The organism is Nocardioides sp. (assembly GCF_036267815.1).
In the GTDB taxonomy this organism is placed as follows: domain Bacteria; phylum Actinomycetota; class Actinomycetes; order Propionibacteriales; family Nocardioidaceae; genus Nocardioides.
Window position 1 is genome coordinate 1 of sequence record NZ_DATAVI010000042.1, and the last position, 10,014, is coordinate 10,014.

Sequence of the window (10,014 nt, forward strand, 5' to 3'; positions counted from 1 at the left end):
CCGTGCAGCAGGTTGGAGCGGACCGTGCCCGAGAAGAGGTACGCCTTCTGCGGGACCAGCCCGATCATCGACCAGAGCCGCTCGGTCTCGAGGCGGCGTACGTCGACTCCGCCGACCGAGACCGACCCTTCGGTCACGTCGAACAGCCGCGGCACGAGGCTGACCAGCGTGCTCTTGCCGGCGCCGGTGGAGCCGATCACCGCGACGGTCTGACCTGGGGTCGCCTCGAAGGAGAGGTCGCGCAGCACCGGCAGATCGGCTCCCGGGTAGCTGAACTCCACGCCGTCCAGCCGCAGCGTCCCGGGCTCGGGCGCGTCGGTGACGGGGTCGTCGGGCGTGGGCACCGACGTCGTGGTGTGGAGCACCTCCATGACCCGGTCAGCGCAGACCGCCGACCTCGGGATCATCATCATCATGAAGGTGCCCATCATCACCGACATCACGATCTGCATCAGGTACGTCAGGTACGCCGTCAGCGCGCCCACCTGCATCGAGCCGGAGTCGACCCGATGGCCACCGAACCACAGCACCCCCACGGAGGCGACGTTCGCAACGAGCATCACGGTGGGGAACATCAGGGCCTGGTAGCGGCCGGCCCGGGTGGCTACGGCGGTGAGATCGCCGTTGGCCGATGCGAAGCGCTCGGTCTCGAGCGGCTCTCGGACGAAGGCCCGGACGACCCGCACACCGGTGATCTGCTCGCGCAGCAGGCGGTTGACCTCGTCGATGCGCTTCTGCATCAGCCGGAAGCTGGGCACCATCCGGGTGATGATCAGGCCCAGGCACAGCGCCAGCACCGGCACGGTGACGGCCACCAGCCAGGACAGGCCGACGTCCTCGTGGATCGCCATCACGATGCCGCCGACCATCATGATCGGTGCCATCACCATCAGCGTGCACGACATCAGCACGAGCATCTGCACCTGCTGGACGTCGTTGGTCTCGCGAGTGATCAGGCTCGGGGCGCCGAAGTCCTGCACCTCGCGCTGGCTGAAGGTGCCGACGCGGTGGAAGATCGCCGCCCGGACGTCGCGGCCGAAGCCCATGGCCGTGCGCGAGCCGAACCACACGGCGCCCACCGAGCAGCAGATCTGGACCACCGCGACGCCCAGCATCACGACGCCGGTCCGCACGATGTAGCCGGTGTCGCCGGTGATCACGCCGCGGTCGATGATGTCGGCGTTCAGGCTGGGCAGGTAGAGAGCCATCACCGTGCCGACGAACTGGAGGGCGACGACCACGGCCAGTGGACGTCGGTAGGTCGCGAGGAACCTGCGGACGAGCTTGATCAACATCTGTCAGTTCACTCCCCGTCTGGCGACCCCCGAGAGGAGGAGGTCGGCGATCTGGTCGGCACGCAGCGCTGGGGCCAGGCCGAGCTCGGGGCGGCTGGCCCCGAAGATGAGGCTGCGGAGGGCGACCGCGGCGACCTCGGGCTCCACGGCCAGCTCGTCGCGGTGGTCCTCGAAGATCCCGGTGAGCCGGCGGTGCAGCTCGGCCTGCGCGTCGAGGACGAACTGCGGCGGCCCGAAGTGCTTCTTGTCGTGGCGGTGCAGCTCCGCGTGGGCGCCGAGGTGGCGGCGTACGGCGAACATCACCGTCATCGTCATCCGCATCCGGTCGAGCACCCGCTGGGCGGCGACGACGATCTTGTCGCGCAGGGTGTCCAGACCCTCCATGGCCTGGTCGAAGTCGGCCTCGCCGTCGGCGGGGTTGATCGCCTCCTCGGCTGCGGCGAGCATCAGCTGGGCCTTGTCGGGGAAGACCCGGAAGATCGTCCCCTCGGCGATGCCCGCTGCCTGCGCGATGTCGCGGGTGCTGATCTCGTCACCGCGCTCGACCAGCAGCGGCACGAGCGCCCGGACGATCGCCTTGCGGCGCTCGTCGGGCGACATGGCGTTGGCTCGAGGTGACATCGCCGCCCACCGTAACTGAGTGAGCACTCACTCACAACCGGTTTTCGGAGATCGGCTATCTCAGGACGGTGTGACGCACGTCGACGGAGCCCCGGCCCAGGAAGTAGATACCGGGGAGGTTCTCGAACTTGGCGCTGACGTTGTCCTCGAGCGTCGACCAGCGCAGGTGGAGCCGACCCGAGGAGTCGTTGCTCACGTAGAAGATCGCGCCACCGCCCTCGTTGGCGTGGTTGTGCCGCATCAACGTCCCCGCGACCCGGACCGTGTAGGTGTCGCCGTCGGTGTAGATCGCGCCTCCGGAGCCACCCCCCGGCGTGCCGTCCTCCTGCGGGTTGGCACCCCGACCGGTCGCGCGGTTGCCCTGGAAGGTGCTGTTCAGCACCGTCCAGGAGACGCCGATGCTGCTCAGCCCCGACCCGTTGCTGCACCGGCCACCGCGGAAGGTGCTGTGCACGACGTACACCGGACGCCCGTGGAACTGCGAGAGCGCCCGCACCGCGGCTCCGCCCAGGTCGGGGCCCGTGCGGTCGCATCGGTTGCCGAGGAACGTCGTGCTCACGACCTTGAGCCGACCCCCGCGGTCGAAGACCGCACCGCCGCCGCCGCCCTCGTAGTGGTTGCCGGTGGAGTCGCCGTCCTCGAGCGTGAGGTTCTGGACCACGAGCCGGGGGAACGCCTGGTTCTGGCAGTGGCTCGTCGTCCAGACCTGACGCGGGTCGCAGGTGTCCTGGTAGAGGATGCGGCGCCTCCCCATCCCGCTGAGCGTGACCAGGCCCCCGCCGTCGATGACCACGCGGCGCGTGCTGCGCAGCCCATGGGCCGTCTGGTGGCCGTTGACCACCTTCGCGGTGTGACGCATCGCGATCGTGACCGGGGCACTGCCGCAGTCGAAGGTGATGACGCCGCCGGCCGCGACGGCCTTGACCACGGCCGCCGACGTGCAGCTTGCCGGCACGCCCTTGCCGACCACGTGGTCGGGATGGCGGGTGCCGACCGCACGGGCGGCCTTGGGCACGTGGACCGGCTTGACCCCGCGCACCGCGGACCGGCCGGCGGGCCCGCCCGGCTGACCGGCCGGCTCACCGGCGTACGACGAGGCGACGGCGGGGCTCAGGGCCGCGACCACGGCAAGGGTCACGAGAGGCGGGGCGATGCGCATCCCCTCACGATAGGGATCGGGAGGCTCCGCGGGTTGGCTTCGTCGCTCAGGGCGCCAGCCGACGCGTCGTCCAGCCCTGGCCCGCCTGAAGGTAGACGAGCCGGTCGTGCATCCGACCCGGACGCCCCTGCCAGAACTCCACGGCCTCCGGCTCGACCCGGAAGCCGCCCCACTCGTCGGGCACCGGGACCTCGCCCGGGTACGCCGCCTCGGCGGCCGTCCACGCGTCGTCCAGCTCCTCGCGGGACGCGACCTCGCGACTCTGGTGGGAGGCCTGCGCACCGAGCTGCGAACCCCGCGGCCGGGTGTGGAAGTACTGCTCCACGTCGTCGCGCCCCAGGAGGATGGCCCGGCCGTCGATGCGGACCTGGCGCTCCAGCGGGTGCCACGGGAAGAGCAGCGACACGTGCGGGTTCGCCGTCAGCTCCACGCCCTTGCGTGACCCGAGGTTGGTGAAGAAGACCCAGCCGGCGTGCGAGAAGCCCTTGAGCAGGACCAGCCGGGACGACGGCCGCCCGTCGGCCGAGACCGAGGAGACGACCATCGCGTTCGGCTCGTGCACCGAGGCGGCCACCGCGTCGTGGTACCAGCGCTGGAACATCTCGAAGGGGTCCGCCGCCAGGTCGCCCTCGGCCAGGCCGCCGAGTGCGTACTCGCGACGGAGGTCGGCGTACCGGTCGGTCATGTCCTCCATCCAACCACCGCGATCCCACGGGCCCGTCGACCGCGACGACGCCTCCCCACCCGTGCGTCGGGTGTCGCCGACGTGCAGAATCGATCGCATGAGCGAGCTTCCCGTCGTACACGAGGGTCTGGAGGGCGTGCTCGCGTTTGCGACCGAGATCGCCGAGCCCGACAAGGAGGGGTCGGCGCTGCGCTACCGCGGCGTGGACATCGAGGAGATCGTCGGTCGCGTGCCGTTCGAGAAGGTCTGGGGGCTGCTGGTCGACGGGTCGTTCGACCCGGGGCTCCCCCCGGCCGAGCCGTACAACATCGCGATCCACACCGGCGACGTCCGGGCCGACGTCCAGGCGTCGGTGGCGATGCTGGCGCCGATGCTCGGGATGGGCCAGACCTACGACAACTCCGACGAGCAGGCCCGCCTCGACCTCTCCCGGGTGGCCGTGATGGTGCTGTCGTACGCCGCGCAGGCCGCCCGCGGCCTCGGCCGGCCCGTCGTCACGCAGCAGGAGGTCGACCAGGGGGCGACGCTGGCCGAGCGCTTCCTCATCCGCTGGCGCGGCGAGGCCGACCCGAAGCACACCCGCGCGATCGACGCGTACTGGAGCTCGGCAGCCGAGCACGGCATGAACGCCTCGACCTTCACCGCACGCGTGATCACCTCGACCGGAGCCGACGTCGCGGCGGCGTTCTCCGGCGCCATCGGCGCGATGAGCGGACCTCTGCACGGCGGTGCCCCCTCGCGGGTGCTCGGGATGATCCAGGACGTCGAGCGCTCCGGCGACGCCGAGGGTTACGTCAGGAGCCTGCTGGACAAGGGTGAGCGGCTCATGGGCTTCGGCCACCGGGTCTACCGCGCCGAGGATCCGCGCGCGCGGGTGCTGCGTCGCACGGCGCGCGAGCTGGGCGCTCCTCGCTACGAGGTGGCCGAGGCGCTCGAGAAGGCCGCGCTCGCGGAGCTGCGAGCCCGCCGCCCCGACCGGGTGCTGGAGACGAACGTGGAGTTCTGGGCCGCCATCGTGCTCGACTTCGCGCAGGTGCCGGCGACCATGTTCACCTCGATGTTCACCTGCGCCCGCACCGGCGGCTGGTCGGCCCACATCCTCGAGCAGAAGCGCACGGGACGCCTGATCCGGCCCTCCGCGGTCTACATCGGCCCGCCTACGCGCCCCGCCGACTCCATCGCAGGATGGGATGCGGCCTGGGGTCGGTGAGCGTCCCCGACCCAGCGGGCGCGGAGACGGCGAGCCGGTGGGTATCGGGCTGGAACCGGCTGGTGCGGCCGAACTCGTCGAGGTGCGCGTTCCTCCGCTCGAGCTCGCCCAGGACGGCGGCGACGTCGACGACACCCCTGAGGAAGGCCTCGAACGGCTTGCCCTGAGCACGCCAGCGATCGCCGATAGGCGGCAAGGTCGAGGCAGCGGCGAGCACGACCTTGGCGCGCGCTCCCTCGGCGTCTACGACGAGCAGCACGCCCTGGGGTGACTCGAACCACTCCAGGTCGGAGGCGTAGTCGACCATTCCACTCAACGTGGGCGACGGGTAGGGCACCTGGAACAGCTCATGGGCGGACGCACCGAGTTCGTGAAGGTTGCGGATCCCCCGCAGGGGCCACTCGAAGAACAACGCGCCATCGCGTTGGGCGCGCGCGACCGCCCCCGCTGGGTCCTCGTTGACGTGAACCGTGTGCGGAGCGATCGACCACGACGTGGTGCTCATGGACCAATCCTGACAGGCGGGCCGACGTGATCCCAGATATAGATGGCCTGCGGACGCTTCTCGTCGCCGCGGATCAGCACCCGGTATGCGCCGCGCCTGGAGCCGGACGCTGCGGCCGTCCACTCGGTGTAGTCGCCGGCGGGAAGACGGTAGACGGGGTTCCAGTTCTCGAACTCCTCACCGTCGTGGCGGCTGAACCGGATCTTTCGGACCCGCGATCGCTCGATCGCGTCCTCGATCTGCTGCCGCACCTCGGCCGGCAGCTCGGACATCGCCCGCCGGCCCACGATGGTGACCCCCACCCGCTCCAGGGCTCGGACGGCACGCAGTGACAGGAACGTCTTCAGCCGCGCAAGGACCCGGGTGATGGTCTCCAGTCCTCGCGACATCAGCTCGGCGGCGACGCGGGCCAGCTCCACGAGTCGGCGAAGCACCGCGATGACGCGCACGGCGAACCGGCCCATCACCCCGCTCTCGACGAGCTGAGCCGCGGCCTCGGCACCACCGCTGGTGACGAAGCTGAGGACCACACCGGTGACCTGGTCGACAGCCGTCCACGTCATCAGCTCGCGGCAGATGCCGAGGACCTCCGCGCGGTGCTCGTCGACCTGCTCGGCGTACGACGTGCAGGCCTCGCCGACGTTGCGGCAGGCGACGGCCAGGTCGGCGCCGTGCCGTCCGAGCTCGCGGGCGGCCGCGACCGCGACCGGCACCTCGGGCGAGCGCTGGCCAGCCATGAGGTACGACGCGCCGGCCGCGGACGACGACCAGCCGTCGAGCTGACCCGCGACGCTCGTCCAGGCGGCGCCCGCCGCCTGCATGCGCCCGGCGTCGGCGTCGGGCCAGAGCAGACCCTCCAGGTGCGCGGCCAGCCACCTCCACGCCTCGGGCTCGCCGCCGACCCCGCCGAACGCCGAGGGCACGGCAGCCGGCGAGAGACGCTCGGTCACCCGCGAGGTCTTGCCCGGCTCACCGCCGACCACGCCCGGGGCAAGACAGGAGGAGAAGTCGGCGCCGGCGTGGTTGGCCTGGCCGGCGTCGAGGAGGTTGGCCATGGCGCCCATCGACCCGCCCAGGTCGGCGCCCGCCCGCACGAGGTCGCTGGCGACCCGGTCGTAGCTCTCGGCCCACTCACGGCCGCCCGAGTCGGTGCCGCTCATACCGCCACAGCGGTCGAGCGCCGCGGCCAGCCGCGCCACCCCCTCGGTGACCCCGTGGTTGGCATCGGCCAGCACGTCCGTCGCCGAGGCGTAGGCGCCGGTGTCGACGTCGAGCCTCATGCCAGCGGACCCCACATCTCGTCGTTGGCGAGCGCGGCGGCGCGATAGTGCCCCTGGGCACGCTCGGCGGCCGCCGCCATCGCGTCGAGCGCCTCCCGCAGCTCCCGCTCGCCCCGGGACCACTGGTCGTGGGCCACCCGGTGCGCTTCGGCCGCCTGGCCGGTCCAGGTGAGGTGCAGGGCGGACACGCTCGCGCGCAGTCGTTCCGAGGTCCGATCGAGCCGGTCCGCGAAGGCGCGCGCGCTCTCCACGTGGGCACCGATCCGCTCCAGGTCTGCGGTGTACTCCATCGTCCTGCTCAGCCGTCGAGCCGGGCATGGAGTCGGCCGCTCTGCGCCGCGACCGCCGAGTCCGCCCCGACGAGCTCGGCACCCGCCACGGCCATCGCGGTCGAGAGGGCGAGCAAGGCACCGACCATCTGACCGGCACCGCTCTCCCACTCCTCCCACGCCCGCGCGTACTCCCGCGCAGCGGGACCCCGCCATCCGTCTGCGAACAGCTCCCGCGCCTGGCCCGACAGCGCGCGCCGCCCCCGCTCGACCGCGTCGTGCGCCTCGACGACATCGCGTCGAGCACGCTCGAACGCCGGCTCGTCGATGGCGAGCCGCCCCGGCCCACCACCCAGCTGAACCGTCGTCCGACCAGCCGTCGGAGCAGCACTGTGAACGGTCACCCGAGACCCCCCTGTTTCGACCGGGCGCCAGCCTGCCACCTCCCGCTCGGTCCGCGCGGGCGTCATCCACAGGCCCGACCCGAGGGTGGCCTACCGGCGACTTTCGTCGCATCGGGGTCGACCCGGGCCCGATGCCGCCGAGGACGACTCGTCCCTAGCCTCGACCGGGTGCGCAGCAGGCTGGCGAGCAGAGTCCGGGTCCCCGCCGGTCGTCCTGGTGCTGCTGGTCGCGCTCGTCACGGCGGAGTACCTCATCGGCAACGTCGTCGCGCTCGTGTTCGGCATCCTCTTCTTCGCCCCGCCTCTCCCCGTCCGAGCTGTGCGGCACCCTCGTCGCCGTACTCCTGCTCGTCGGAGTGGCCCTGACCCGGCGCCGCCCGCAGGTCCACTCGGGGACCGTCTCCCCGCCCTGGGTCGTCGGCGCGGTCACGGCGCTGCTGCTGACGGGCCGCAACGTCGTGCCGACCGACTGGCCGTCAACCGTGGGTGCCGCCCTCGCGATCGCGGTCTGGCTGGTGGTGACGGCCCGCTGGTCCGCGCGATCCGGCGGGGACGGCCGACACGTCGTCGCGACCCTGGTCGGCGACCTGCTCTCGATCGGAGGACCGGCCTTCCTGGCGACGCCGCTGGGCGACGTCGCGCTGGCCACGAAGCTCGCCAGCAACGTGCTGCTGCTGGTGCCGGTCCTCGTCCTCGTCCTCGTCCTCGTCCTCGTCCTCGTCCTCGCGGGTCGCGGGTACCGAGCCGAGCAGCGGTGGAGCGCGGCTCAGGGCAGCGTGCGGCCGTAGCAGCGGTTCTGGTCTGAGTCGCGGTAGTGGCCGAACGGCTCGACCCGCACGTAGCCGCAGGCCTCGTAGAGCGCCATCGCCTCGGGCTGTGCGGCGCCGGTCTCGAGGATCATCACGTCGGCGCCCGCCGCTCCCGCCGTGGCCTCGAGATGGGTGAGCATCACCCGAGCCAAGCCCCGTCTGCGGGCCTCGGGCGCGACGTACATCCGCTTGACCTCGGCAGGCGTCGACGACCCGAGCCGGCTGACGTCGTCGCGAAACCGCCAGGCCCCGGTCATCACGGCGCGGCCGTCGTGGTAGCCGACGTAGAAGGCTCCCCACGGCGGCTCCAGCTCCGAGGCACGCATCGGCGTCACGTCGCGCCCGCCGTAGCGGACGACGTACTCCTGCTGGACGGCCTCGACCAGCAGCTGGGCGTCGGGATGGCCGACCGGGAGCAGCTCGATGTGCAGGTCAGCGGGCACGCGCGGCGCTCATCTGGTGTCCTCCCGTGCCCCTGCGTCGAGGGCGCTGACACAATAGCCAGGGCCGACAGCGTCGTCTGGCAGACGCCCCCTCGAACCGGAAGGTCGCCCATGAACGACGCCATCTCGATCCCCGCCGATCTCAAGCCGGCCGACGGCCGGTTCGGAGCGGGGCCGTCGAAGATCCAGACCAGCCACCTCGACGCCCTGGCCGCCACCGGCACGTCCCTGATGGGTACGTCGCACCGGCAGGCGCCCGTCCGCGGCCTGGTGGGCCGCGTCAAGGAGGGCTTCACGACGTTCTTCGACGTGCCCGACGGCTACGACGTCGTCTTCGGCAACGGCGGGGCGACGGCGTTCTGGGACGTCGCGACGTACGGCCTGGTCCGCCGCAAGAGCCAGCACCTGTCCTTCGGGGAGTTCTCCTCGAAGTTCGCCGCGGCGGCCGAGGCCGCGCCGTGGCTCGACGAGCCGACCGTGCGCAAGAGCGACCCCGGCGCCCTCCCTGCTGCCGTCGCCGAGGAAGGGGTCGACGTCTACGCCTGGCCCCACAACGAGACCTCGACCACGGTGATGGCCCCCGTGCACCGCGTGGCCGGCGCCGACGACGACGCGCTGGTCCTCATCGACGCCACCTCCGGGGCCGGTGGCCTCCCGGTCGACCTGGCCGAGACCGACGTCTACTACTTCGCGCCGCAGAAGTGCTTCGCCTCCGACGGCGGTCTGTACGTCGCGCTGCTCTCGCCGGCCGCCGTGGCCCGGGCGCAGGAGATCAAGGACGGCGGCCGCTACGTCCCGGCGTTCCTCGACCTGGTGACCGCGATCGACAACTCGCGACAGAACCAGACCTACAACACCCCCTCGATCGCGACCTTCATCCTGATGGCCGAGCAGCTGGACTGGATGAACGCCCAGGGCGGCCTCGCGGGGATGGTCGAGCGTACGACGGCGTCATCCGACGCTCTCTACGGCTGGGCGGAGAAGACGTCGTACACGACTCCGTACGTCACCGACCCCGGGCACCGCTCGCTGGTCATCGGCAACGTCGACTTCGACGAGTCCATCGACGCCTCGGCCATCGCCGCCACCCTGCGGGCCAACGGCATCGTCGACACCGAGCCCTACCGCAAGCTCGGCCGCAACCAGCTGCGGATCGCGATGTACCCCGCCATCGACCCCGCCGACGTCGAGGCCCTCACCGCCTGCGTGGACTACGTCGTCGAGCACCTCTGACCCCTCGTTGAGTGGTGAGTTCTGACCTGTTGAGTGGCGAGTTCTGACCCAGTGAGATGCGCCTTTCGACCCGTCGAGTTTGGCCCTCCCGGGCCAACTCG

Annotated in this window: 12 protein-coding genes; 3 read left to right on the forward strand and 9 right to left on the reverse strand. The window is 71.5% G+C overall.

The window, feature by feature from the left end; all coding sequences use genetic code 11:
• From VHW64_RS09250 to pdxH, 4 genes are all read right to left on the reverse strand, one after another.
• Positions 1-1,295 (reverse strand): ABC transporter ATP-binding protein (locus VHW64_RS09250; protein ID WP_329650249.1); only part of this gene is annotated, 1,295 nt, incomplete at its 3' end.
• A 3-nt stretch (positions 1,296-1,298) separates the two neighbouring features.
• A complete protein-coding gene (locus tag VHW64_RS09255; RefSeq protein WP_329650250.1) occupies positions 1,299-1,916 on the reverse strand; it encodes a helix-turn-helix domain-containing protein in 618 nt (205 codons plus the stop codon).
• Positions 1,917-1,971: 55 nt separating this feature from the next.
• A complete protein-coding gene (locus VHW64_RS09260; protein WP_329650251.1) occupies positions 1,972-3,075 on the reverse strand; it encodes a hypothetical protein in 1,104 nt (367 codons plus the stop codon).
• A gap of 46 nt (positions 3,076-3,121) precedes the next feature.
• Positions 3,122-3,760: a pyridoxamine 5'-phosphate oxidase gene (gene pdxH / locus VHW64_RS09265; RefSeq protein WP_329650252.1), complete on the reverse strand. Its 639-nt coding sequence runs from the start codon at positions 3,758-3,760 to the stop codon at positions 3,122-3,124.
• Positions 3,761-3,857: 97 nt separating this feature from the next.
• Between pdxH and VHW64_RS09270 the strand changes: the two genes are divergently transcribed.
• The gene (locus tag VHW64_RS09270) at positions 3,858-4,970 is read left to right on the forward strand and encodes a citrate synthase 2 (protein ID WP_329650253.1); all 1,113 of its coding nucleotides are present in this window, start codon (positions 3,858-3,860) and stop codon (positions 4,968-4,970) included.
• Here VHW64_RS09270 and VHW64_RS09275 read toward each other — a convergent pair.
• Genes VHW64_RS09275 through VHW64_RS09290 form a run of 4 tightly spaced genes read right to left on the reverse strand, consistent with a single transcriptional unit; the run spans position 4,918 to position 7,428 of the window.
• Entirely contained in the window at positions 4,918-5,475 is a 558-nt protein-coding gene (locus VHW64_RS09275; RefSeq protein ID WP_329650254.1) for a hypothetical protein, read from the reverse strand. The genes VHW64_RS09270 and VHW64_RS09275 overlap by 53 nt on opposite strands.
• A complete protein-coding gene (locus VHW64_RS09280) occupies positions 5,472-6,755 on the reverse strand; it encodes a hypothetical protein (protein WP_329650255.1) in 1,284 nt (427 codons plus the stop codon). Before VHW64_RS09280 ends, VHW64_RS09275 begins: the two co-directional genes overlap by 4 nt.
• Positions 6,752-7,045 (reverse strand): WXG100 family type VII secretion target, encoded by a 294-nt coding sequence (locus tag VHW64_RS09285; RefSeq protein ID WP_329650256.1) that lies wholly within the window; start codon positions 7,043-7,045, stop codon positions 6,752-6,754. Before VHW64_RS09285 ends, VHW64_RS09280 begins: the two co-directional genes overlap by 4 nt.
• Before the next feature lie 8 nt (positions 7,046-7,053).
• Positions 7,054-7,428: a WXG100 family type VII secretion target gene (locus VHW64_RS09290; RefSeq protein WP_329650257.1), complete on the reverse strand. Its 375-nt coding sequence runs from the start codon at positions 7,426-7,428 to the stop codon at positions 7,054-7,056.
• Between the two features lie 356 nt (positions 7,429-7,784).
• On the opposite strand from VHW64_RS09290, the gene VHW64_RS09295 reads away from it, so the two are divergent.
• Positions 7,785-8,216 (forward strand): hypothetical protein, encoded by a 432-nt coding sequence (locus VHW64_RS09295; RefSeq protein WP_329650258.1) that lies wholly within the window; start codon positions 7,785-7,787, stop codon positions 8,214-8,216.
• Here the strand turns inward: VHW64_RS09295 and VHW64_RS09300 are convergent.
• On the reverse strand, positions 8,195-8,680 hold the full coding sequence (locus tag VHW64_RS09300) for a GNAT family N-acetyltransferase (protein ID WP_329650259.1): 486 nt from the start codon (positions 8,678-8,680) through the stop codon (positions 8,195-8,197). The genes VHW64_RS09295 and VHW64_RS09300 overlap by 22 nt on opposite strands.
• Before the next feature lie 111 nt (positions 8,681-8,791).
• Between VHW64_RS09300 and serC the strand changes: the two genes are divergently transcribed.
• On the forward strand, positions 8,792-9,913 hold the full coding sequence (gene serC, locus VHW64_RS09305) for a phosphoserine transaminase (RefSeq protein ID WP_329650260.1): 1,122 nt from the start codon (positions 8,792-8,794) through the stop codon (positions 9,911-9,913).
• The last annotated feature ends 101 nt before the right edge of the window (positions 9,914-10,014 follow it).

Coding starts and splice junctions, on each gene's coding strand:
- VHW64_RS09255 (WP_329650250.1), bottom strand. CDS start 1,916: ATGTCACCTCGAGCCAACGCCATGTCGCCCGACGAGCGCCGCAAGGCG.
- VHW64_RS09260 (WP_329650251.1), bottom strand. CDS start 3,075: ATGCGCATCGCCCCGCCTCTCGTGACCCTTGCCGTGGTCGCGGCCCTG.
- pdxH (WP_329650252.1), bottom strand. CDS start 3,760: ATGACCGACCGGTACGCCGACCTCCGTCGCGAGTACGCACTCGGCGGC.
- VHW64_RS09270 (WP_329650253.1), top strand. CDS start 3,858: ATGAGCGAGCTTCCCGTCGTACACGAGGGTCTGGAGGGCGTGCTCGCG.
- VHW64_RS09275 (WP_329650254.1), bottom strand. CDS start 5,475: ATGAGCACCACGTCGTGGTCGATCGCTCCGCACACGGTTCACGTCAAC.
- VHW64_RS09280 (WP_329650255.1), bottom strand. CDS start 6,755: ATGAGGCTCGACGTCGACACCGGCGCCTACGCCTCGGCGACGGACGTG.
- VHW64_RS09285 (WP_329650256.1), bottom strand. CDS start 7,045: ATGGAGTACACCGCAGACCTGGAGCGGATCGGTGCCCACGTGGAGAGC.
- serC (WP_329650260.1), top strand. CDS start 8,792: ATGAACGACGCCATCTCGATCCCCGCCGATCTCAAGCCGGCCGACGGC.